Origin of the sequence: Lactobacillus sp. ESL0225, assembly GCF_003692905.1 — a bacterium.
In the GTDB taxonomy this organism is placed as follows: Bacteria; Bacillota; Bacilli; order Lactobacillales; family Lactobacillaceae; genus Lactobacillus; species Lactobacillus bombicola.
This window is the reverse complement of the sequence record NZ_REHK01000002.1, coordinates 1-25,133: the sequence shown is the minus strand read 5'-3', so window position 1 is coordinate 25,133 and position 25,133 is coordinate 1. Positions and strand designations below refer to the sequence as shown.

Genomic DNA, 25,133 nt, shown 5'->3' with positions numbered 1-25,133 from the left:
TGTCAACTGGTTTTTTATATCTTTTTTGCCGCCTTGCCTTTGCCTTACTGGCTTTGCCCTGACGACAGTTATTTATATTAGCAACCTTTTTTGGTTTTTGCAACCCTTTTTTATGATTTTTTTCAAGCCAACTAAATTGTATACGTTAACACCTTTATTTATAGCCAATAGTTACATGAGATAATATTTATGTTTGTCCCTATATTTTTGATTGTGATCATATATTTTTTAGCCAATAGCTTAGAAATCAAATCGTTAAATAAACTTAATCTTTTTCACATATCTTTGTTGCAGTTATCGTTTTATAATACAAATAATAGTTTAAAGGAGAAGTTTAATATTGTGAAACATAAAATTTTAACAACTATTGCAGCATTAACTATAGGTACTTCTACTGCAATTAGTACAAAAGCAATGCCAGTTGAAGCTGCAACTTCATCAACTAGCACTAATGATAATGAAGAAATGTCTAATTTTGTCAGAGAAACTTTAAAAAGGCACCATGTCCGTGGTTCGGTTACTGTAGTAAAAGATGGGCAGCCCCAAACAATTAGTTATGGTTATGCTTGGTATGGTAAGCGCATTGGCAACGGTAAAAGCAATGTAACATACCCGACGGCCTCGCTACAAAAAGTGATTACTGGAGCAATCATAATTCAACTTATGAATGAGACCAAAAATACTAATAAAGCATTTAACCAGTACACTAAGATTTCACGTTGGTATCCCAATCTAAAAAACGCTAACCAAATTTCGGTCGGTAATCTATTGACCCATACCTCTGGTATTAAAGCTACCGGAACTGAAATAAACCGAGGCTATGTATATTCAGAAGCTAATGCAATTAACTGGATTGTTAACAATATTAATGCAACTTCTTCCGATTTAGTTGGTAGCTACCATTACAACAATAGCAACTTTATTTTGCTGACAGGAATAATTAGACAGGTCACAGGTAAATCTTACGAAGAAAATTTTCAAAATCGCATCGTGGATACCTTAGGCTTGAAAAATACTTATTTGTACCAAAACATCCCCAATGACAAAACTGACCCAATTTCTTATTATTCAAATGGAAGTAAAAACTATCAAAGTCCCGCCTACATTAAGCAGTCCCTTGCTTCACAAATTCCTGGAGCAGGTAATCTATTTACTAGTCCCAGCGAATATTATCAAATCCAGGCTGGTCTTTGCAATGGAAAGATCCTGAATAAGAATGATTTTTATTATCTAACACATTTAAAGAGTAAGGTCACAGATTACTCTGGTGGAATGTATTTACAAAATAACGATTCACTCAAATTAGCATATGGTAGTATTGCAGCTATGCATTTTGGCACTTGGGTGCAGTTGACAACCGATAATCAAAATGGAATTATCATGTTTTTAAACCAAACTGATGATAATAAAAATGACCAAAAAGCAGTAGGATATGAAATATTGCAGCATATTAAACCTAATACGTTTGTTCCTCGCTAAAATCAGCGCTACACAATAAAAAGCTTCTATAATTCATAGAAGCTTTTTTATTATTCAAATAGTAGTTGATACATTTTACTTTCTAAAGGATGTTGTAGCCGTAAATTCATACCAACTACTGCCTTTTTTTTCGGACCCAAAAGTTCTTCTTTAACGGTTTTCTTTTGTATATCAGCTTGACCTAAATAAAAAAATTTCTTGCCTATAGCATCACTTTTTTTCACAAACAAATGTAGTTTCATCTTCGGTGTATTAAGTAATCTTTTAACTTCATCCGAATTTATGTGCCGTGGTGCCCTAGTATACCAACGCAAAGTTTGACCATCTTCTAATGTGTTATGATATAACGCATTACGCTTTTGAGATGAATCCTTTTCATAGGTAATAAAAATCGGAGTTTCTTTTTTATCTACACGATAGCCATACATTGGTGCAGAAACATCTTTAGGCCAATCAAGCAAACGACATACATCCTTGCGCTCATATTGCTGATAAAGTGTAAATTGTTCTTGCTTATTATAGCGTTGGTTAATTTTTAGCCCCGTATTAACTACATCAGTAAATAATTGCTTAAATATATGATTGTTCTGCAAAGCCTGGCTCAATTTTGGTGCTAAAAGATAATTAAGTAAGTCATCCTGTTGTATTAGTGATTGACCACCATATTGGGCCTTCTTGGTTGTCTGCCTTTGCTTAACGTCAAAAAAATCTAATGATAAAATAGCCAATACCGACTTTAAAACTGCTTCGTTACAATATGTACCAAATCTTTTTAATATATTTTCAAATTCCCTATGACTGATATGTTCTTTTGTTAGTAAGGCTTGCAGTAGTAAGAGTTCATGCGGTCTTTTACCATTTAAAAGTTCTTTGGTTAAAAAAGACAAGATCGCATGCTCAAATTCAGTTAATTTAACTGATTCTCCCATTTTAACCAAAAATTGAGCATAATTTTGAAAACCAGTATGATTAGCAAATACCTCAGGAGAAGTTGAACCATAGTTAACAAAATCAAAAAGCAAGGGCACACGACCAATTTTTTCTTTTAATTCTTGATAAGATTGCCTTAATTCTTTAACGCTATCAAGTTTAATTTTGTCAAGCGAAGCCAAAATTTTAGTCGATGCAATTTGGCTAAAATTAATAGTTGAAACATCAATAAATCCAGGTAAGATAGTCTCCTTACGTACTTGATCGATATCTCGGCTGTTATCTTGATTTAAGGCAATTGGAATTAAATAATTATTTTTATAGTTACCAATAAAATCAATTACCGTTACATAGTCCTTCCCAGCATATTTACGTAATCCCCTACCAAGTTGCTGAATAAAAACAATACTTGACTGTGTGTTACGTAACATCACAATTTGATTAAGAGCTGGAATATCAATCCCTTCATTAAAAAGATCAACTGTTATAATATAGTCAAGCTTACCTTGTTCAAGCTGTTCAACTACTTCTTGTCGCCTTTTTTCACTATCTTGATTAGTTAAGGCAACTGCAGGATGGCCCTTGGCAGAAAAAGCCTGGGCTAATTCACGTGCTTCTTCTTGTCTACTACAAAAGACAAGTCCCTTAGCTCTATTACCACAATAGCCATAATAATCAAGTTGTTGTAAGACATAATCCACTCGTTTTGGTGCTAATAAATAGCGCAAATTAGCTGTTTCATCAATCACCTCATTATCGACTTCATAATCAGCAACTCCAACATAATGAAATGGTGTCAGCATCTGTTCCTTTAAAGCATCCCGTAAGCGAATCTCATAAGCCAAATTGTAATCAAATAACTGATAAACATCTTGATTATCCATTCGCTCAGGCGTAGCCGTCATACCTAGCCAAAATTTAGGCTTAAATTTTTTGAAAATACGCTGATAACTTGGAGCTGCAGAGCGATGTGCTTCATCAATTAGAATATAATCAAATTCGGTCTGACTCAATTCCGCTAAAACTTTAGATTGACTTAAAGTTTGTACCGTCGCAAATATATATTTACGATTCAATTCATGTTTATTTCCGGTCAATAAGCCATAATCGGTTTTGGCTCCACCAATTACTTGATAAAAGCTAGCTAAGGCATTTCGTGCTATTTGCTCACGATGAACAACGTAAATAAATTTTTGTGGCTTAAAAGCCTTTACCGCAAATGCTCCTAAATAAGTTTTACCAGTACCTGTAGCAGATACTATTAAACCGCGTGACTGACCACGAGCAATTAATTGACGTAATTGCTTTAAAGCAGCTTTTTGCATCTGATTGGGAACTATTTCCTGAGAAATAGGTAGTTGGCTTTTTGTTTGCCGTTTTATTTGGGGGCGCACCCAACTTTGTTCATATGTTTGCAGCCATGAACTAGTCAGCTCTTGACTAACTTTTTTTAAAGTCTCAAGTTGCTTATTAATTTGCTTAGTTAAGGTCGCATTTTCTTTCGCACTGACCTTTAGCGCCCACTCATAATTACTAAGCAAGGCTGATCTAGTAAAATTGGCACTGCCGATTATCATAGTTTGCCAGTCATCGTGCTCAAAAAAATAGCCCTTAACATGAAACCCATTTTTGGGTGCTATTTTAACTGATAAGTTATCGATCTTTAATAATTCGTGAAAAACGCGCGGATCATTAAAATTTAAATAATCACCGGTAATTAAAGTTCCTGAAATACCTTGTTGCGCTAAGTCTGCCATTATCACTTTAAAGGGAACTAGCATATCTTGCGTAATAAACGCAACTGCCCAAGTAAAGTTTTTACAATGCATAAGTTCATAACGCAAAGTTAACCAAATATTTTCATGTTTTGTATTTGTTAACAGCTTAGGACCTACAATTTCATGTCCTGGATAAGATAAATCATATAGACCATTAAGAATTGCATCTTGTAGTGTATCATTCATTCAATATTGCCTCAGCACCATTTTATATAAAATAAAGAGAAATCTAACTTTTTTGGATTTCTCTTTATTTATCTTTTAAATATCAATTTCAAGTAAAATCGGACAATGGTCTGCTCTAAGCCCAGTATCAATCATCTCAGAACGTTTAACCTTATCCGCAATTCGCTCACTAGTTATCCAATAATCAATTCGCCAACCAGAATTATTTTGCTTGGCGGTCTTCACTCTTTGGGCCCACCAAGAATAAATTCCTTCAATATCGCCATTTACTTTTCTAAATGTATCTACAAAACCAGCTTCAAGTAATTTCGTAAAACCTTGCCGCTCTTCATCTGTAAAACCTGCTGAATGATGATTATTATCTGGATGTTTCAAATCAATTTCTTTATGAGCACAATTATAATCTCCACTAGCCAAGACAGGTTTCTCTTGATCTAGTTTTTTCAAATAATCGCAATACTTCTTATCCCAACTTTGCCGCTCACTTAGACGCTTTAAACCACTGCCAGAATTTGGTGTATAAACTTGGGTAACAAAATATTTAGGAAATTCTAAAGTAATAATTCTACCTTCATCGTCCATTGGCTCAGGTGCGCCAATTCTAGGAAAAGTTGCTAATGGTTTAAGTTCCTTCTTATATAAATACATTGTCCCCGCATAACTTTTACGAGCTGGCTCTTGGGCCGAACGCCAAACAATTTCATATTCAGGAAAATTTTTTGCTAAGATTTCTTGGTGCTTTTTAGTTGGACCTGTCGAGCGCAACTTAGTTTCTTGAAGGGCAATAATATCCGGCTTATGCTCGTATATTTTTACTAAAACCTGCCGGGTTGCTTCAGCGCGTGATGATGTTCCCGTCAAAGCTGCATTTAACGAATCAATATTCCACGAAATTAAAATCATTTATTTCTCCTTTGTTGTATCTTGCTTACCCATTATATATTTTTTAAGATTGTCTTGTTATCTTGCAGCACTTACTCATGCAAAATAAAATTATAAAATTCTAACCTAATTCAAGCCACAAAAAAGCTGCTCATTATTTCACGACTTTAGTCAAAAAATACTGTACATTTATTTACTTAGTTTAATCCTATCTCATTAATAATGTAAGCGATTGCTTTAATAGCAGGTTATAATAAAAGTAAGATTCTTCACAAGTTTATATTTTTAATTCAATCATTACAAGTGTATAATAGCACAAGAGAGAATAATGATAATCTATGGAGGTTAGATTTTATGACTAAAATTTATGCTTACGCTATCCGTAAAGATGAGGAACCATATGTTCACGAATGGCAAGCAGCCCATCCCGACATTACTGTTGATTTTACAGATCAACTGTTGACCCCTGAAACTGCTCAATTGGCTCAAGGAGCTGATGGTGTTGTTACTTACCAACAATTAGATTACAAAGCGGACACTATCGAAGCTTTAGATAAGCTTGGTATTCACAATTGGTCAATTCGTAACGTTGGAATTGACAACATTGACTTAAAAAAAGCTAAAGAACTTGGATTTAAATTAACCAATGTTCCAGTATATTCACCTGATGCTATTGCTGAACATGCTGCTATTCAAGCTGCTAGAATCTTACGCCAAGATAAGGCAATGGATGAAAAACTTGCTAAACATGACTTCCGTTGGGCACCAACAATCGGTCGTGAAGTACGGGACCAAACTGTCGGTGTTATTGGTACGGGACACATTGGCCAAGTATTCATGCAAATCATGGAAGGCTTTGGTGCTAAAGTCATTGCTTATGACTTATTTAAGAACCCCATCTTAGAAGAAAAGGGTTATTACGTTGATAGTTTAGATGAATTATATGCACAAGCAGATGTCATCTCACTTCATGTCCCTGACGTTCCAGAAAACATCCATATGATTAACGATGATTCTATTCAAAAGATGAAAGATGATGTTGTTATCATTAATGTATCTCGTGGTCCTTTAGTTGACACCGATGCTATCGTTCGTGGATTAGATTCTGGTAAAATTTTCGGTTTTGCAATGGATACTTACGAAGGTGAAGTTGGTATTTTCAATAGTGATTTCACCAATAAAGAATTACCTGACAAGCGTCTTGCCGACTTGATTGACCGACCAAATGTTTTGGTAACCCCACACACTGCTTTTTACACTACTCATGCTGTTCGCAATATGGTTATTAATGCTTTTGATAACAACTTAAAATTAATTAAGGGTGAACCAGCTGATACACCAGTTGATTTAAATAAAGAATTTTAATTTCACAAATTAATTTATTCTACTTAAACACATGCTATAACTTTACAAAAAGCACCGATTTATTTCGGTGCTTTTTGCATTTATTTTTTATTATTATCATACCCATTAATTAGCTGAAGCGTTAGTTGCCTGGATTAAAGCACCACGAAAACCTAATTCTTCTAGCTTATTAACTCCTTTTATGGTTGAACCACCTGGCGTTGTTACTTCATTTTTTAATTCTTCTGGTAATTTTTTTGTATCAAGAGCTAATTGAGCTGTACCAATTAGCATTTTTTCAATTATTTCATAGGAATCCGTCCGCTTAACACCATTTTCTACTGCAGCATCACTTAGGGCTTGGATTAATAAATCAACATAGGCTGGCGTACACCCAGCAATTGTGCCATAAATTCCTAACTTATTTTCAGGAACAACATAGACATCACCCATGCAAGCAAAAATATTTTTAGTTAGTTCGATTACTTCTTGTTTTTCCTCAGAAAGAAAGCTAATTACTGTGATACCCCGACCAATTTTAACTGGTGTGTTAGGAACAACTTTGACAAAAGTTGCATCTGCTGAAATCAGCTGCTTAACCTTTTTTAAATCGCCACCACCAGTTGAAATAATTATGCCATGATAAACTTGTCCTAGTTTTATAAAAATATTATCAATTGCTGAACCACCTACTGCTACAATTACTGCTTCACAGGGTTCAAATTCATTATACGTATCTACTAACTGTAACCCATATCTAGTTGCCAGTTTTTGTGCAGATGCGTGCCCACCGTCATAAATATAAATATCCTCACTAGCAGTTTTAGCTTGTAGTAGTCCCTGAACAATAGCAGTACCAATTTTACCAGTTCCAATAAATCCAATTTTCATTTCAATCACCTTCAATTGTTTAAAGAGTAGCATCAGCAATTAACACTAATTTTCTTGAAAATCAGCCAACCACTGTCACATTAATAACACTTCACTTTATTATACCGAAATCATTAATTAACTAAGCACCTAGCAACTTAATTTATAAATCATTTTTAAGTAGCTTAACGAATTGGGGATAATTTTTTACTTCATACAGGGGATGCAAATTCATATTATTTTTTCGGTGCCGATGGTTATACCAAATACTATTAAAGCCATAATTTTCTGCACCTAAAATATCTGACTGCAAACCATCACCAAAAAAAATTGTTTCAGCAGGTCCGATTGAAGATAAATTGAAAAAATAATCAAAAATACGTTTGTCTGGCTTAGCAAAACCAGCTGCTTGAGAAGTAACAATTAAGGAAAAATAATTTTTTATTCCTGCCAATGCAAGTCGATGTTCTTGCATAAAGCTTTCGCCATTACTCAGAACTGCTAACTGGTAACCTTTTTTTTGAGCAAATCTAAGTGTATCTATAACACCTGGCAACAACTGATGAGATTCACTAAAATAACTGCGGTACTCTTGCATAATTAATAGACCATCAACATTAATTTGTAGGTTATCTTTGAGAAAGTTATGAAAAACCATTTCACTGAGCTGGTCGTAGGTGATCTTTCCTTGTTCTAACTGGCGCCAAAGACCTTGATTGTAACTGTTATAACGCTGTTGCAACGCCGTAGTTAATTTCCAATGATGGGCATTAAAAAGACTACGTAAAGCATAATGTTCTGTAGCAGCAAAATCAATTAAAGTATCATCAACATCAAAAATTATTTGTTTAAATCGCAAATAAATCTCTCCTTATTGCTATTAATATATAAATTAATCTGTTTACTATCTATTTTATTAAAATTAGCGGACAAAGTCATTTAACATGTTTAATCCAGTATTATGCTAACACACTTTAAGTTGGCTTACCTTTATTAAATCGCCTTAGCATAGTTAGTCTATTTAAAAGATTATTCTTTGTAGTTTTTCTTTACCACTTCAAGTCATTAGGTAAGCACAATTTTTAATTTATTGTGCTTTTTTCTTTGCTATTTATTTTTAAAACTTAGTATTTCTTACTCGCACATAAAAGACTGGCGTTATTTTTTTATTTGCTAATTTTTTATTGCATACACAACATGTTGTGGTATCATTTTTTATATAACCATACATGATGTAGTTGTGAAACAAAATTTATATCTAGGAGTCATTTTTATTATGAAAAATTCAACCATAACTTTAAGTCAAGCCTATATTGACCGAGTGAAACAAAATATTACCCCCCATTGGGGCGAATTAGGCTGGGTTACTTACAAACGGACTTATGCCCGGTGGCTACCAGAAAAAAATCGTTCTGAAAATTGGGATGAAACCGTTAAAAGAGTTGTGGAAGGTAATATCAATCTTGATCCCCGCTTAAAGGACTCACCTTCAGATAAATTATTTAATGAGTTAACCACTGAAGCTCAAGAACTATTCAAAATGATTTATGGCCTTGCTGCTACTCCATCTGGTCGCAATCTTTGGGTTTCTGGTACTGACTATCAAAAACGCAATGGCGATTCCTTGAATAACTGTTGGTTTATTGCTATTCGTCCTCAAGCTTATGGTGCCAGCCATATTTTGCCCGATTATTTAAAAAAAGAACAGGTAGCAGTTTCAATGCCCTTTTCTTTTCTATTTGATCAACTAATGAAAGGGGGTGGTGTGGGATTCTCAGTTACTCAAGATAACATAAAAAAAATACTCCAAGTCGACAATAACATTGATTTAACAATTATTATTGATCAAGATAGTGATTCTTATACTGATACAATTAAACTTGGTGCAATTGATAAAAAAAAGTGGTCTAAACAAAATAGTACTCCAAATGACTGCATCTATTTTGAAGTGCCCGACACACGAGAGGGCTGGGTCTTAGCCAATGCCAGATTAATAGATATGCATTTTAATCAAACAAATCCTGAGCACAAGACTAAATTAGTCATTGATATCAGTAATATTCGTCCTTATGGAACAAAAATCAATGGTTTTGGTGGTACAGCTTCTGGGCCAATGCCGTTAGTTGAAATGCTTTTCGACATTAACAAAATCATCAATACATGTTCAAACCGCAAAATCAGTTCAGTTGATGCAACAGATATTTGTAACTTAATTGGCAAAACAGTTGTTGCTGGTAACGTTAGACGATCAGCTGAGTTAGCATTAGGTTCTAATACAGACCAAGCATTTATCACTATGAAACAAGACCAAGATAAGCTCTATCACCACCGTTGGGCATCAAATAATAGTGTAGCAATTGATGCTGCGTTTACCAATTACGAACCGATTGCCAACGGTATTAAAGAAAATGGCGAACCAGGCATTGTGAATTTGGACTTATCTCAAAACTATGGTCGAATTATAGATGGATACCAAAAAGACGTTGATGGTGCAGTAGAAGGAACCAATCCTTGTGGTGAAATTTCTCTTGCTAATGGTGAGCCTTGTAATTTATTTGAAGTTTTTCCTTACATTGCTGAACAACAAAATTGGAATTTAAAAGATGTGTTTAGATTAGCCACCCGCTATACCAAACGTGTTACATTCAGTACTTACGATTGGGCTATATCCCGGGAAATAATTTATAAAAATCGTCGTATTGGCGTATCTATGTCAGGCATTCAAGATTGGTTATTGAATGATTTAGGGCACCGTGTTGTCACTGGTTTTAAAGAAGAGAGCGATCACGAAACTGGAGCTAAAATTCAAGTACCGATTTATGATCCGAAAGGAATTGAAATGGTTTCTAACGCATACCAAGCGGTTGTGGATGCAGACAATGAATATAGCCAAGCTTTAGGATGTAATCCTTCAATTAAACACACTACAGTCAAACCATCAGGAACGGTAGCAAAACTTGCTGGTGCTTCTGAAGGTATGCACTTTCACTATGCAGGCTACTTAATTCAACGAATTCGTTTCCAAGCGTCTGACCCGCTTCTTAAAGCCCTCGCTGAATGTGGTTATTATTCAGAACCAGATGTTTACACACCAAATACAGTTTGTGTTGAATTCCCACTACGAGCTGCACATGCAGATAGTGAAAATTTTGCCTCTGCTGGCACGGTTTCAATTGCTGAGCAATTCGCAACACAAGCTTTCTTACAAACATATTGGTCCGATAATGCTGTAAGCTGCACCATTACCTTCCAAAATGATGAAGGTAAGCAAATTACATCTTTATTCAACCAGTACCGCCATATTATTAAATCAACCTCTCTTTTGCCCTACTATGGTGGTTCATTGAAACAAGCTCCAAAAGAGCCAATTGATAAAGAAACATATAAAAAAAGAAAAGCCTCAATTATTGCCGATGTTGCTACAGTCTTTGCCAAGCAAAACAATGACCAAAAAAATTTGGAATTAATTGATCAAACTGATTGTGAATCAGGGTCTTGTCCAGTCAAATAAATCAAATTAGAATTATATAATTTAGGAGAATTTATTATGAAAAAAAACAAATTAGCAGTTCTTGCTGGAATAGCAACTATTTTTACTTTTTCTCTTACAGGCAATCAGACTAGCCAAGAAGTTATGGCTAAGCCTAGTAATAAAATTACCGTAGCTTATACACTTAATGTAAACAAAAAAAATATAAAAAACAAAAAGGTTAAACTCTCTAAACATGCAACAGTGATGTCTGGTCTTAAAAAAGCTTGGCGAGTTAAGAGCACAAATGGCTTTATCACTGCAATAGATGGTAAAAGTCAAGATACTCACAAGCAAATTTATTGGACTTATACAATTAATGGTAAATTTGCTAATAAGGGAGCTGCGGAACAAAAAGTAAATAACCACGATAAAGTTAAATTTACTTTAGCCAAAATGAATTAATGCTTAACTCAACTAAAAAAATAGCCTTAATGGCCGTTTTAACAGCAATGTGTGTATCCCTAAGGCTTTTTAAAATTATTCCTATACCTAATGTTCAACCCGTAACTGATATTTTAATGATTGTGACTTTGAATCTTAGTATTAGCTTTGGCTTGACACTTGCAGTCTTAACCATGGTAATTTCAAATATTTACTTAGGTTTCGGTTTATGGACTATTCCTCAAATTTTTGCCTATGGCGCATGTATCCTAACTGTTGCACTACTTAGTAAATTAACACCTTTAAAAGACCATCTAACTTTACAGTTAATTCTTGCTACCTTTTTAGGTTGGGAATATGGCTTTTGGGTTGACTTAGGCATGTCAATTTATGGAGGTATTCCTGCCTTCTTAGCATATTGGGCTAGCAGTCTTACTTTCGATACTTACCATGCAATTGGTAATTTAGCTTTTTATCCAGTTTTATATAAACCACTCTGTCTTGCGCTTAATCACTTCCAAAGGAGAAAAATATGACATTGAAAATATATACAAAAACTGGTGACCAAGGCTTCACTAAACAAGTTACTGGTAAAATGGTGCCAAAATATGACTTGCAAATAGCTACTATTGGTGAAGTCGATGAACTTCAGTCTTATTTCGGAGTTGTAATAGCTAATTTATCCACCAACTGTAGTCAATTACGGGAGCTTATCCAAAATTTACAACGCACGCTTTATCTATTACAAGGAGATATTGTCGTCAAAAGACGGTCTAAAATCACTTTAAAGGAAGTTAAAGAACTTGAACAAGAGATTGATCGGCTAACTTCCCTGCTACCAGCATTAACAGAATTTATTCTACCGGGTGGCTCGATTACAGCCGCTAATTTACATTATGCTCGAACCATTGCCCGCCGTGCTGAACGAACAATGGTCCAGTTAAATGAAGAACAAAAATTAGCACCTGCTTGTTTGCAATATTTAAATCGTTTATCTGACTACATATTTGTTCTGGGAAGGTATGCCAATTTTTTAGACGGAAAGCAAGACATCCCCAGCAAGCAGTAATATCCCACTTTTTAAGTATAAATATTAATTTAAAAGCAGGACGGCGATTAATAATCGCTGCCCTGCTTTGTTCGTTTAAGACTTTACCAAAAAATTACTCTTACTGCCACCATAGTTTAATTAAACTTTGCGTACCCAAATCACCCAAATGTTGTTTATCAACCAAAACTTCGTAGAGCCTTTTAGCTTCAGTTGTTGCCGGTAAACTTAAATTCATTTCCGCAGCAGTTTCTAGTGCAATCCGCAAATCTTTCAGAAAATGTTTACTGAAAAATCCAGGCGTATAGTCACCTTGTAAAATTCGTGGACCATAATTGCTAAGACTCCAATTAGCCGCACTTCCACCACTCACTGTTTCTAGCACAGTGGCTAAGTCAAGCCCAGCTTCTTTAGCATAGACAAACATCTCTGTCATTCCCGTCATGGTTCCAGCAATCATAATTTGATTAGCCATTTTAGTATTTTGACCTGATCCTGCGGGCCCAAAATAGTGAACAGCTTTGCCAAAATCATTAAAAACAGGTTGTAAAGCTCTAAAAGCGTCTTTATCGCCACCAACCATAATGGTTAACGTACCATTTTTGGCACCAAGATCGCCACCAGAAACTGGTGCATCCAATATCTTAGCGCCATTCTTTACACCTGTAGTAAAAATTTTTTGCGCAAGTTTTGGTTTTGAAGTAGTTAAATCAACTATATATTTATCCTGCACTATTTCTTCAAAAATACCATTACTGCCAAAATATACTTCTTCCACATCAGTTGGAAAACCCAACATTGTAAAAATTAAATCTGCCTTTTTAGTAACTACCCGCGCACTTGAACACCATACAGCACCTTGTTCAACTAAATTATCAGTTTTGCTTTTGCTACGATTATAAACAAAAAGTTGGTGCCCCGCTTTTAGTAAGTTAAGACAAATTGCATTCCCCATCACACCTGTTCCAATAAATCCAATTTTCATTATACTTATCCTCCTTTATGCCAAATATAGTTAATTATAATTTTGCCACAGTTTTAAGTTATTACTTAAACTTATTACAAATAATTAAAATAAAGTATTTTATACTTAGTTAAATCAATTTTATAATAAATATAGTTTAAGGAGGCAAGCATTATGAAAATGCACAATGACTATTTACTAAATAAAATTAATAATCCGCAAGATTTAAAAAAATTGACTTTACCTGAAATGGAACAACTAGCAACTGAAATCAGAACTTTGATTTTAGAAAAAGATGCAGCAGAAGGTGGACACCTCGGCCCAGATTTAGGAATTGTGGAAGCAACAATTGCTTACCACTTCGTTTTTGATGCTCCAAAAGACAAAATTGTGTGGGACGTTTCACATCAAACCTACCCCCATAAAATGTTAACTGGCCGTGCTACAGCTTGGCTTGACCCGGCCCATTATGAAGACGTCACCCCATATTCCAACCCAGACGAAAGTGAGTATGATTACTATGCAATAGGTCATACTTCTACTTCTATTGCCTTAGCCACTGGTATGGCGAAAGCCCGGGACTTGATAGGTGGACACGAAAATATCATGGCTTTAATTGGTGATGGCTCACTAACTGGTGGCTTAGCCTTCGAAGGATTAAACAACGCGGCTGTTGAGCCACATAACTTAGTCGTTGTTGTAAACGATAATCAATGGTCTATTGACGAAAACGTTGGCGGTTTAGTTACTGCATTAGCAAAATTACGGACATCTAATGGAAAAACACCAGAAAATCCTTTTACAGCCATGGGTTTTGATTATCGCTATGTCGCAAATGGTAACAATGTTCAAGATATGATTACTGCCTTCAAAGCAGTTAAAGATATTGATCATCCTATTCTTTTACATATTAATACCGTTAAAGGAATGGGTTATGCCCCTGCACTTAAGGATGAGGAAGCCCACCACTGGGTAATGCCCTTTGATCTTAAAACTGATCAGCCAATCAAATTAGCTGATACAAAGCCAACTGCCAAAACAGTTGCAATTGAGACTATTAAGAAACAAATTACTCAAGGACAAAAAATTATGGCTATCAATGCCGCAATTCCTGGGGTATTTGGCCTAGATGAAATTAAGCATGATTTCCCTAAAAATTACATCGATGTTGGTATTGCAGAACAAGAATCGGTTGCCTTTGCCGCTGGCTTTGCAAAAGAAGGCGGCACCCCTGTTTTATTTGAAAACTCAACTTTTTTGCAACGAGCCTTTGATCAACTATCTCACGATGTGGCTGCAAACAATTTACCAGTTGTAATGCTAGTTGCTGGGGGCGGAATTTCTGCAGAATCAAAGACCCACTTAGGAATTTTTGACCAAGTAATGATTAGCAACTTGCCAAATTGGATTTATCTAGCCCCTACAACTCTAACTGAAGAAAAAGCTATGCTAGAATGGGCAATTAAGCAAAAGAAACAGCCAGTAGCGCTTAAAATGCCAACAAATATTGTACCTAACGGATCAACTGAATCACTTTTAAGCGATTACAGTCAAATAAAATATCAAGTTAAAGCTGGTAAAAATATTGCCATATTAGCTTTAGGTGATTTTTATTCATTAGGTCAGCAAGTTGCTGAGCGGTTAGGAGCTACCCTGGTTAATCCAATTTCTGCCAATATTTTAGACCAACCAACTTTAGACCACCTTGCTGCTACTCACCGGCTAATTATTACTTTAGAAGATAATATTTTAGATGGTGGTTTTGGACAAAAAATAGCAGCTTATCTTGGTAAGCAAAATGTTAAAGTACTTAATTATGGGCAAAAACGAATCTACACTGATCAAACTCCACTTGCTAAAATTTATCAAGAAAATCATTTAACAGTCGAGCAAATTATTAGCGATTTAAAGAACAACTTAAGCGCTTCAACAAATGAAAAGAAATAAGACCATCATGCTTACACTGGTAATTATCATCTTGTTAATTCCTCTTTTGCTATTTAGCAGGCGTAATTATCAGTCAGAAAGAGCGACCATTATTCCAATTGCAACCCCTACTCTCTTTGTTCATGGGTGGGGCAGCAGTTATCATGCCGAAGAAAATATGGTCTCAGCTGCCAAAAAAAGTGGTGCTTCTAATGCAGTCATTCGTGCTGATGTTAGCCCCGATGGTAAAGTAAGTTTAATTGGAACAATTAAACAAAACGCTAAAAATCCGATTATTGAAGCTAATTTTCAAAATAATAAGAGTGTCTCACCTTATGCAACTAACCAATCTTTATCTTTGAGTAAAAGTAGCAACTACGTCAAAGATATTATTCTTGCTTTACAAAAAAAGTACCATTTTAAAAAAATAAATTTAGTAGGACATTCGATGGGTAATTTACAAATTGCTTACTTTTTACGCAATAATTTAAGCAATACTAATCTGCCTAAATTAAACAAACAAGTCTCCATTGCTGGGCATTACAACGGTTATATTGGTGAAATCGGAGCACCAAAACATACAGTTCTAAATCAAGACGGCTCTCCCCAAAAAATGGCTGCAAGTTATCGGGGATTGTTAACTTTAAGAAAAAGCTTTCCTAAAACAGCAGGCGTTCTAAATATTTACGGTAATACTGGTAAAGGAAACGATGGGGCAGTTGATGTTAATTCTACCCGTTCATACCGCTATTTAGTTAGTAAGCAAGCTGGGTCATATCAAGAACAAGAAATCTATGGTAAAACGGGGCAACATAGCCAACTACATGAAAATCAGAAGGTCAATCAGCTATTGATTAATTTTCTTTGGCCAAAATAGCTTTATGATAATAAAAAACAGTTTCTATCTTAATGATAGAAGCTGTTTTTAATATACAGTATAATTATTTTAAACTGAAATTAATAAGCAGAATGGACCAATAATTATGGAATTAAGAGTTTTAAATTATTTCGTAGCTATCGCTCAAGAAGGCAATATGACTCGTGCCGCTAAAAAATTACTAATTTCTCAGCCCGCCTTATCAAGACAAATTAGTGATTTAGAGCAAGAACTTGGCGTAAATTTATTTAATCGCCAAAAACATCACTTATCTTTAACTCCAGCAGGACAATACTTACTAAGTCAAGCCACAGAAATCTTGGCTTTAACTGCCAAAACTAAAAGTAATTTAACTGCCTCAGCCTTTATCGGTGGTGACTTAACAATTGCTGCGGGAGAAAGCTTGGGCATGCAGCGGATTATGAATATAATTAGTCAAATTATTACAGAATATCCAGCAGTTAAATTACACTTATTAAGCGGTGATTACAGCTATGCAGAATGTAAGTTAAATAATGGAACAGCTGACTTTGCCATTATTATTGGTGATATCCCGGTAAATAACTATGCTTCACTAACTTTACCAGAAAAAGATACTTGGGGAATACTGATGACAACGGATGACCCCTTAGCCCAGAAGACAGAAATTAGCCCCCAAGATTTAATTGGACGCTCAATTTTAAATTCGCAACAATCAGACAACCTACAAATATTTCAAAATTGGTTGGGCAATTATCAAGATTGCGTTAATTTCATTGGCACATATAATTTGAATTTTAATGGTACTTTGCTGGTTAAAAATCATACTGCCTTAATGGTTACTTTAGATAATCTACTCAACATTGAACCAGGGGCAAAATTAACTTTCAAAAAATTAGCGCCCAAAATGTATCAAACAATTAAAGTAGTCTGGAAACGCGAAGTTAATCTTTCCCCTGTAGCTGAACTATTTTTAAAACGATTAAAGGCTTCAATTTTCAAAAGTTAGTAAGCAGATAACTATAACAAAATATTATTGCTAATCATATTCAATAAGTATTTTACATAATTGACTAAATAACTTAAAATCTGCCTAAAATAAAGGAGATACTACTATGAAAAAAAATATTTTAGCGCAATATGAACAGTTAATTACTCCATTTATAACAGATGTCAATCAACATTGCCGTGCTCATTTAAAACAGGATCGTGTGTTAATTCCAATTATTGCTAGCATTACCCAAGGAGTAACTTCTTCACTAACTGAACTAGTTGAGCAAGCTTTAGCGGCCCATGTTCAACCTGAAATTTTGTTAGAAACTGTTTATCAACTAACACCTGTGCTGGGGCAATTAAAAGTTAAACAAGCCTTAACCATTATGCAAGCAGTTTTTGAGCAACAGCAGTTGACCCCAGTCCAACCACAGCTCCAGCCCGATAAAAATTTTGGGGCAAAAATGCAAGATGAAATTTATGGTACGGAAATCAAAAAGCTACTCCAGGACTTACCAGATAAAGCTGGTGATTTTATTCCTGAAGCTCTAACACAGCATTTTTTCAATGATTTCTATAACCGTGAAACTTTACCCGTCCGCAACCGGGAACGCTATGAATTACTAGCTTTAATTACACTAAACGTTAGCTTTCAAATTAAAGCCCATGCTAGAGGTAGTTTGAAAGCTGGCAATAGCGAAAGTGAATTGATTTGGTCAGTTATCCAACTTTTACCATATGTCGGTTTCCCATTTGTCATTAATAGCATCCAGATTATACATCAAGTTGCCCAAGAATTAATAACTAAATAATTACGAGAATTACTGAACAGTAATCAAAGCATTACAAGCTAGAAGTCGAAGAAACAATTGAAATATTTGCAAATAATTAAGATATAAAAAGACACTACGCAAATAGCATAGTGTCTTTTTGTTATAAATTTACTATATTCTTTTTTTCTGGCGCATCTTTAGGATTATAACTATCAGTTTCTTGATAACCAAAGAAATACGTTAGACTAAAGGCAGCAACTATTGTTACTATTGCAACAAGCCAAAAATACAGTAAGTTATTTGGATTACCTTGACCAGCTTTTGCTACAAATGATGGAAAACCAATCAAGCTACCAGTAAAACCGTACATATCAACTTTCAATAGTCCATTAACTAATCCGCCAATAGCTGCGCCTATACTTGAAGTTAAGAAGACTCGACCATATTTTAAGTTGACACCATACATGGCAGGTTCGGTAATACCAACTGCTGCAGAAATAGCTGCACTTAAAGATAATCCTTTTAAATCTGGGTTATGCTTTGTCTTAACCCAAACTGCTAAAGCGCCAGCACCTTGAGCGACCATAGTAACGGAAATAATACCATTTAAAACACTATGTCCATTAGCGGCAATATCATTAGCAATTAGCGGAATCACCGCCCAATGTAACCCAAAAATAACTAGGACCTGATAGAGTCCACCAATAATTAACCCCGACAAAGCACTATTAACTGTTAACAACCATTGTAAAGTGCTAGCTATTCCCTCGGAAATAAATGAAATTACTGGTCCAACAATGACTAAAACCGTCATACCAACTAAAAAAATTTCAATTAAAGGGGTGAAAATTTGTCTTAAAGTTACTGGCATCCATTTCTTAATCCAAGGTTCGATTTTAGCTGCCATCCAAGCTGCAAAAATCATCGGAAAAATTGAATAAGTATATTGAGGAATATGAATAGGAATACCAAAGAAATTTGCATTAATACCTACTCCGGCAAGATAATAAGTATATTTGCCACTAGCAAAAATTTTTACTAATTCGGGATAAATCAGAAAACCACCAATTAAAGAAACTATCACCGGATTAGAGCCCAGCTTTTGAGCAGCAGTAAACCCCACAATGATTGGCAAAAAGTAAAAAGCCGCATCCCCCATGGCATTAATAATAGTATAAGTAGAGGTTGTAGTCGACATATGACCGAAGTTAGTTAAAATATTAAGAATTCCTTTTAGCATACCACTAGCAGCTAACAAGCCAATTACCGGCATCATTGACCCAGTAATCACTCCAATCATTTTGAAGAAAGCTTGTTTAAGCTTATTACCTACGCCAGTAGTAACTTCATTATTTAGTGTTTCTTTTTGTAAAGAAGGATTGAACCCAAGTAAAGCAATTAATTCATCATAAACATCCTCAACCGTTTGACCAATTACAACCTGATATTGATCATTAGCACGTGCTACATCTAGCACCCCCCTAATTTGTTTGACCTGCGCGTCATTAGGAATACTATCATCCTTTAAAGTAAAGCGTAGCCGCGTAAAACAATGAATCACACTTTTAATGTTATCAGCTCCGCCAACAGCTGCTAGCACTTGCCGTGCAATTACTCTTACCTGTGGTTCTGCACTGGGTGCAGTATGAGCACTTGTTTCTTGCTTCAAGCTAACAATTGCTGCAGCTTCACCCGCACCTATCATGCCCGTTTGGACAGTAATAGTTCCTAAAACTTGAGCACTATTAGTAATGGCGACAATAATTGTATTGTCCTTATGGGCTGCTTTAATCGCTGCCAAATCAACTGTTGCAATTGGCTGACCAGCCTTAACTTTGTCGCTTGTTTTAACTTTTAAAGCAAATGGTTTACCCCCAAGTTCAACCGTATCAATACCCAAATGAAGTAAAAGTTCAATCCCACTATCAGTCCTCAATCCAATTGCATGTTTAGTTTCAGCAAGCATTACTACTTTTCCATCTACTGGCGCAATAATCGTATTCGTATTAGGAACAACTGCAAAGCCTTCACCGAGCGTCTTTTGTGAAAAAACTGGGTCATTGACATGAGCAAGCTCAATAACTTCCCCAGTGACAGGTGATAATAAAGTGATATTATTATTCATAATGTAACCCCCATAAATCATTTATTGCTTGCTCAAACAATAAATGTTATCGCTTTCAAAATGATTATATAACTTGTATAGACAAGTGTCAATAATATGTTTATGATATTGATATAGCATAACTTTGTACCCATAGCTTTATGGCTTATTGCTTGTAAAACAATTAATAAAAATATGATAAAAGTAAAAAAGGTGGATTGAAATAATGTCAGCTAAATATTTACAAATTGCTGCTGATTTAACCAAAAAAATTAAACATGGCTCATATATTCCTGGTAGTTTCTTACCTAGCGAACCTAATTTAACAGCCTTATATCACGTTTCACGTGAAACAATAAGAAAAGCATTAAACGAATTAATGTTGGCGGGGTTAATTCAAAAAATCAAAGGTAAAGGCTCTATTGTCTTAAGTAACGCACGTTTTAGCTTTCCTATTTCAAATATTACTTCTTTTGATGAACTAAATCAGCAGGAACAAATGCATGCCACAACTAGGGTTTTAGCCCTACATGATTCGCACTTGCCAATTAACATCAGCCAAGAACTCAATTTAACTGATACTGCCGCTACTTATATTGGTCGCCTACGTTCGGTCAATCATGAGCCAATTGTAATTGACGAAGACTATATTTTAAAAAAATATGTTCCTCAGCTTTCAAAACAAGTAGCAGAGAATTCACTATATTCTTATTTTGAACAAGAACTAGGGTTAGCAATTGATTACGCTACCAAAGCAATTACTGTCGAACCGGCCAGTAACAAAATTATCAACCAACTGCAGCTAACTGATACTAACTTAGTAGTGGTGGTGCGCAGTTTAACCTATTTAAAAGATACGTCTTTTTTTCAATATACAGTTGCTAGTCATCGCCCTGACAAATTTAAATTTATTGACTTTGCTCGCAGAAAAACAGAACATGGAGGTTTTATTTTATGAGTTTAGCAGATAAAGTTATTTATCAAATTTATCCCAAATCTTTTTATGACAGCAATGGCGATGGAATTGGAGATTTGCGCGGAATTATTCAAAAAATCCCCTACCTTAAGCAATTAAACATCGACATGATTTGGTTTAATCCATTTTTCGTTTCACCACAAAATGATAATGGCTATGATATTGCAGATTACTATGCTATTGACCCTTTATTTGGAACAATGGCCGATTTTGATGAATTAATCACCCAGCTAAGGCAAAATCATATCGAGGTAATGCTAGATATGGTTTTCAATCATTGTTCAACTAACCACCAATGGTTTCAAAAAGCTCTAGCTGGCGATCAATATTATCAAAATTTCTTTTATCTGCGCCAGCCTAAAGCCGATGGTAGTTTGCCTAATAATTGGCGTTCGAAATTTGGTGGCCCAGCTTGGGCACCCTTTGGTAATACTGGTAAATATTACTTACATTTATACGACAAGTCGCAAGCTGACCTAAACTGGCATAATCCTGAAGTAAGAAAAGAATTATTTAAAGTTATTAATTTTTGGCGCGCTAAGGGAGTCAAAGGTTTTCGTTTCGATGTAATTAATGTAATTGGCAAAGATGAAACTTTGGCAGATGCACCAGCTAAAATTGATAGTAAGGTACTATATACTGATCAACCAATTGTTCATCAATACTTGCAAGAAATGAATAAAAATACTTTTGGGCGTGATCTTGAAACAGTAACTGTGGGAGAAATGTCCTCAACTGATATTGCTAATTCTATTGCATACACCAAAAAAGATAATCATGAATTATCCATGGTCTTTACCTTTCATCACTTAAAAGTTGATTATCAAGATGGCCAAAAATGGACTAAAATTCCTTTCGATTTTCAAAAGTTAAAACAATTACTCAATGACTGGCAAGTTGGCATGAGTAATGGGGGTGGGTGGAATGCACTTTTTTGGAACAATCACGATCAACCATGGGCCTTAAGTCGCTTTGGCGATTCCAAACACTACCGCGCCAAATCGGCCGAAATGTTAGCCACGGTATTGCATCTACTACGCGGAACACCTTATATTTATCAAGGCGAAGAAATTGGCATGATTAACCCCAACTACCAAAGTATTACCGATTACGTTGATATTGAAACCAAAAATGCCTATCAAGAACTACTAAAAAAAGGATTAGATGGGCAAAAGGCTCTCGCCATTATTCAAGCTAAGTCCCGTGATAATAGTCGGTCGCCTATGCACTGGGATGATTCGCAAAAGGCCGGTTTTACCACGGGTACACCATGGTTAAAACCACAAGACCAAGCGCAAATTAATGTTGCAGCTGAATTAGACCATGGTGAAATTTTCCCATATTATCAAAAGCTGATTCAGCTACGAAAAACTTATCCAATCATAGCTAATGGCAGTTACCAACCAATTGATTTAAATCACCCACAAGTTTATGCTTATTGCCGTAAATATAATGGTCAGGCCTTGTTAGTTATCAATAATTTTTATGCTAATCCTGTTTCCTATCAACTTCCCCAACATTACCAAAAACTGCCAGCTGAAACTTTAATCAGTAATTACAGCAAACAGTTAAAAGTTGTGCCTAGCGTTGTAAATCTCAAGCCCTACGAAGCACTGGCTCTTTTAGTGAAATAATCGAAGTAGTTAAAAAGCGCTGAGCCTAATGCTCAACGCTTTTAATTTGTATTTTTAAAATTTTTATCTTAATTATTTATCTTTTTGCAAAGCCCGTGACAAACGTTCAAGTAAATAAACTACTGGAACTTGGGTAGTTAAGTTAATCGTTTGGCCAATAATTTTATATTCTAAATGATAAGTAAAATTAAGATCTGATACGTGCGCAATTGTATTATCTGCTTCATTCGTAATACTAACAATCGTCGCGCCTAACTGGCGAAAGTTATTCACTTGATCAATTGTAGGTTGTCCCTCACCGCTAACCGACAGAACAATAACTGTCTTTTCTTGATACGAATCACGACATAAATTGACCGGATAATAAGGATCTCCTATAGCAAAGGCACTACGCCCATTATTGACAAATTGACGCGCACCATAATCACATAAATCCCCTGAAGTGCCAATGCCAAAAAAGATAAACTCTTTTGTTTTTTGAGCAATACGCTTAAATTTAGTAATTTTTTGCTCATAATTAGGCAAAACATCTTGTGAAAAATAGTATTGTGCTTGATAGGTAATATCATCGACTACCTGATTACGCTTATTTTCAGCTTTAATTGCATTTTGCAAATCATAATAGTGGCCATATCCTAAAGCATTTAACGTGCGCACTACCGAAGCGGGTGAGACCTGTAAATTATTAGCTAATTCACGCAAAGTAATCTCTTTTACCTTTTGTTTATTGGCTACAATATAATTATAAATTTTTAATTGCGTTACGGTCAGTTTTCGTTTAGATTGCACTACTTATTCCCGATTCACTTTTAATTCATTACTTAGCTGATTCTTTAGCTTGTTCTAGTTCTTGTTCAGCTTTCAACTTAGTCCGATCCATACTTCTAAAGAAGAAATAGTAAATCATTGTATCCATTACTAAGTTGAATAATTGCATAATTCCACCCGAAATATGCCCTGTTGAAAGAATTCCTGATAAGATTGGTGGAGTTGTCCAAGGCGGATAAATTCCAATTGTTTTAGCGACCCACCCCATCTTCATAGCTGTGTAAGTTGTTATGACATTAGCCATTGGTGCTAAGATGAATGGTAGCACAATTTGGTAATTCAAAACGATTGGTACACCAAAAATAACCGGCTCATTAATATTAAAAATCGCTGGACCAATTGACAGCTTACCCATTGCCTTCATTTCTTTATCTTTGGCAAAGAAAGCCATTAAAATAACAAATCCCAGGGTTGCACCACAACCACCAATATGAACAAAGTTGTCAAAGAAAGTTTTTGTAATAATATTGGGAATAGCTTCATGCGCTTTAAGAGCTGATGCATTAGCAGCTAAAGCAGCATACAAAATAGGATCTACTACCCCTGAAATGGCATTAGCACCATGGATACCAAAAAACCAAAGTAGACAAATTACTAATTCAATAACTAATGCACCACCAAGAGTATTAGTCACCTTACTCATTGGATTTTGTAAGAAGAATGTAATCACATTAGGTATGCTCTTCATTGGCGTAGCTTCAACACCAATTCGAACTAACCAAACTACAAATAGTGAAATTGCTCCCGGGAATAAAGCTGCAAATGAACTACTAACTGCAGGTGGGACAGTTTCGGGCATTTTGAAGACTAAGTTTTTATGCATTAACCACACATATAAATCAGTTACAAATAATCCTACTAATAATGCAGTAAACAAACCCGATGAATCAAATTGTTTCAATGGAATCAACAAGCCACCATCTTTACCAATCTGCATGGGAATAGTTAAAATGAACGCTGCTATTGCCACAATCATTGCTGAAAATGGATCAATTCCTTGATAGCTTTTAGCTAAGTTATAAGAAATACCCGCAACAGCAATTAAGCCCATAATATTAAATGAGGCATTGGTTACATACTGCACAACCGTAGCCCAATTAGGACCAAAAACGTGGGCCATGAAATCCAAATACCCTTTAATAGGGAATTGTCCGATAATCATGAAAATTGATCCAATGATAATCATTGGCACTGCCGCAGTCATTCCATCACGCAAGGCGACCATGTGCCTAGCACTAGAAATTTTATTGAATAACGGCATTAGTTTTTCGGTAAGAAAATTATTTTTGTTTTTCTCTGCCATTTTACATACTCCTAATCATATTTCATTTTCTTCGCAATTAAGGAATCGCTTACAAATAATATATTATCATTTTGTTTCTTAAAGTCAATTGTTTTTTAGAAACATGTTTCAATAAATAACAAAAAGAAAATAAATAACCACGGCATAATTTTTAATTACTGCCGTGGTTTGAGTACTTCTAAAGCCAGTTATGCTAGTACAACAAGTTATTTTCTTTTCGCATGGGTCTGCGACTGGGCATTATTTTGCCCGTAATACGCTCCTTGACCATGCTTTCGATAGTAATGCTTATCTAATAAATACTGGGGCACATGACTATCTGCTCTAGTTAACATAAGGGTGTGGT

At 35.2% G+C, this 25,133-nt stretch carries 20 protein-coding genes and 1 pseudogene; 12 read left to right on the top strand and 9 right to left on the bottom strand.

The genetic code is table 11. The features are described from left to right. Positions 1–414 precede the first annotated feature (414 nt). Positions 415–1,479: a serine hydrolase gene (locus F5ESL0225_RS00265; protein WP_122024311.1), complete on the top strand. Its 1,065-nt coding sequence runs from the start codon at positions 415–417 to the stop codon at positions 1,477–1,479. 50 nt (positions 1,480–1,529) lie between these two features. Here F5ESL0225_RS00265 and F5ESL0225_RS00260 read toward each other — a convergent pair whose 3' ends face one another. Both F5ESL0225_RS00260 and F5ESL0225_RS00255 read right to left on the bottom strand, forming a co-directional pair. After that, positions 1,530–4,373, bottom strand: coding sequence for a DEAD/DEAH box helicase (locus F5ESL0225_RS00260; RefSeq protein ID WP_122047626.1), 2,844 nt, complete (start codon positions 4,371–4,373; stop codon positions 1,530–1,532). Positions 4,374–4,448: 75 nt separating this feature from the next. Next, on the bottom strand, positions 4,449–5,276 hold the full coding sequence (locus F5ESL0225_RS00255; protein WP_122024309.1) for an exodeoxyribonuclease III: 828 nt from the start codon (positions 5,274–5,276) through the stop codon (positions 4,449–4,451). A 333-nt stretch (positions 5,277–5,609) separates the two neighbouring features. Here F5ESL0225_RS00255 and F5ESL0225_RS00250 point away from each other — a divergent pair, with 333 nt between their 5' ends. Beyond that, positions 5,610–6,620, top strand: a complete 1,011-nt coding sequence (locus F5ESL0225_RS00250; protein WP_122021115.1) for a D-2-hydroxyacid dehydrogenase — start codon at positions 5,610–5,612, stop codon at positions 6,618–6,620. Positions 6,621–6,725: 105 nt separating this feature from the next. Here F5ESL0225_RS00250 and F5ESL0225_RS00245 read toward each other — a convergent pair whose 3' ends face one another. Both F5ESL0225_RS00245 and F5ESL0225_RS00240 read right to left on the bottom strand, forming a co-directional pair. Continuing rightward, entirely contained in the window at positions 6,726–7,490 is a 765-nt protein-coding gene (locus F5ESL0225_RS00245; RefSeq protein ID WP_158592368.1) for a pyrroline-5-carboxylate reductase, read from the bottom strand. A gap of 142 nt (positions 7,491–7,632) precedes the next feature. Then, positions 7,633–8,328, bottom strand: a complete 696-nt coding sequence (locus F5ESL0225_RS00240; protein ID WP_122021113.1) for a YjjG family noncanonical pyrimidine nucleotidase — start codon at positions 8,326–8,328, stop codon at positions 7,633–7,635. Between the two features lie 417 nt (positions 8,329–8,745). Here F5ESL0225_RS00240 and nrdJ point away from each other — a divergent pair, with 417 nt between their 5' ends. From nrdJ to F5ESL0225_RS00220, 4 genes are read left to right on the top strand one after another with little or no spacing between them, the layout of a single operon-like run. After that, positions 8,746–10,980: a ribonucleoside-triphosphate reductase, adenosylcobalamin-dependent gene (gene nrdJ / locus F5ESL0225_RS00235; RefSeq protein ID WP_122047625.1), complete on the top strand. Its 2,235-nt coding sequence runs from the start codon at positions 8,746–8,748 to the stop codon at positions 10,978–10,980. 36 nt (positions 10,981–11,016) lie between these two features. Continuing rightward, positions 11,017–11,403, top strand: coding sequence for a DUF4430 domain-containing protein (locus F5ESL0225_RS00230; protein ID WP_122024306.1), 387 nt, complete (start codon positions 11,017–11,019; stop codon positions 11,401–11,403). Further along, the gene (locus F5ESL0225_RS00225) at positions 11,403–11,918 is read left to right on the top strand and encodes an ECF transporter S component (RefSeq protein WP_122021110.1); all 516 of its coding nucleotides are present in this window, start codon (positions 11,403–11,405) and stop codon (positions 11,916–11,918) included. The genes F5ESL0225_RS00230 and F5ESL0225_RS00225 overlap by 1 nt, the downstream gene beginning before the upstream one ends. Next, a complete protein-coding gene (locus F5ESL0225_RS00220) occupies positions 11,915–12,451 on the top strand; it encodes a cob(I)yrinic acid a,c-diamide adenosyltransferase (RefSeq protein ID WP_122021109.1) in 537 nt (178 codons plus the stop codon). The genes F5ESL0225_RS00225 and F5ESL0225_RS00220 overlap by 4 nt, the downstream gene beginning before the upstream one ends. 100 nt (positions 12,452–12,551) lie before the next feature. Here F5ESL0225_RS00220 and F5ESL0225_RS00215 read toward each other — a convergent pair whose 3' ends face one another. Next, a complete protein-coding gene (locus F5ESL0225_RS00215; protein ID WP_122021108.1) occupies positions 12,552–13,415 on the bottom strand; it encodes an NAD(P)-dependent oxidoreductase in 864 nt (287 codons plus the stop codon). 153 nt (positions 13,416–13,568) lie between these two features. Between F5ESL0225_RS00215 and F5ESL0225_RS00210 the strand changes: the two genes are divergently transcribed. From F5ESL0225_RS00210 to F5ESL0225_RS00195, 4 genes are all read left to right on the top strand, one after another. After that, entirely contained in the window at positions 13,569–15,341 is a 1,773-nt protein-coding gene (locus tag F5ESL0225_RS00210) for a 1-deoxy-D-xylulose-5-phosphate synthase (RefSeq protein WP_122047624.1), read from the top strand. Next, complete coding sequence (locus tag F5ESL0225_RS00205; protein WP_122047623.1) at positions 15,328–16,197, top strand: alpha/beta hydrolase; 870 nt, start codon at positions 15,328–15,330, stop codon at positions 16,195–16,197. The genes F5ESL0225_RS00210 and F5ESL0225_RS00205 overlap by 14 nt, the downstream gene beginning before the upstream one ends. A gap of 106 nt (positions 16,198–16,303) precedes the next feature. Then, positions 16,304–17,185, top strand: a complete 882-nt coding sequence (locus F5ESL0225_RS00200; RefSeq protein WP_122021105.1) for a LysR family transcriptional regulator — start codon at positions 16,304–16,306, stop codon at positions 17,183–17,185. Between the two features lie 106 nt (positions 17,186–17,291). Next, positions 17,292–17,981 carry a carboxymuconolactone decarboxylase family protein gene (locus F5ESL0225_RS00195; protein ID WP_122047622.1) on the top strand — a complete coding sequence of 230 codons (690 nt, stop codon included), beginning with the start codon at positions 17,292–17,294 and terminating at the stop codon, positions 17,979–17,981. 121 nt (positions 17,982–18,102) lie between these two features. On the opposite strand, the gene F5ESL0225_RS00190 is transcribed toward F5ESL0225_RS00195, so the two are convergent. Continuing rightward, on the bottom strand, positions 18,103–20,067 hold the full coding sequence (locus F5ESL0225_RS00190) for a glucose PTS transporter subunit IIA (protein ID WP_122047621.1): 1,965 nt from the start codon (positions 20,065–20,067) through the stop codon (positions 18,103–18,105). Between the two features lie 205 nt (positions 20,068–20,272). On the opposite strand from F5ESL0225_RS00190, the gene treR reads away from it, so the two are divergent. Next, entirely contained in the window at positions 20,273–21,004 is a 732-nt protein-coding gene (gene treR / locus F5ESL0225_RS00185; protein ID WP_122021102.1) for a trehalose operon repressor, read from the top strand. Beyond that, positions 21,001–22,656 (top strand): alpha,alpha-phosphotrehalase, encoded by a 1,656-nt coding sequence (treC, locus tag F5ESL0225_RS00180; RefSeq protein WP_122047620.1) that lies wholly within the window; start codon positions 21,001–21,003, stop codon positions 22,654–22,656. The genes treR and treC overlap by 4 nt, the downstream gene beginning before the upstream one ends. A gap of 72 nt (positions 22,657–22,728) precedes the next feature. On the opposite strand, the gene F5ESL0225_RS00175 is transcribed toward treC, so the two are convergent. From F5ESL0225_RS00175 to araD, 3 genes and pseudogenes are all read right to left on the bottom strand, one after another. Then, a complete protein-coding gene (locus F5ESL0225_RS00175) occupies positions 22,729–23,445 on the bottom strand; it encodes a MurR/RpiR family transcriptional regulator (protein ID WP_122021100.1) in 717 nt (238 codons plus the stop codon). 28 nt (positions 23,446–23,473) lie between these two features. Next, a complete protein-coding gene (celB, locus tag F5ESL0225_RS00170; RefSeq protein WP_122021099.1) occupies positions 23,474–24,787 on the bottom strand; it encodes a PTS cellobiose transporter subunit IIC in 1,314 nt (437 codons plus the stop codon). Positions 24,788–24,993: 206 nt separating this feature from the next. Further along, a pseudogene (gene araD / locus F5ESL0225_RS00165) lies at positions 24,994–25,133 on the bottom strand (L-ribulose-5-phosphate 4-epimerase); the annotation flags it as partial.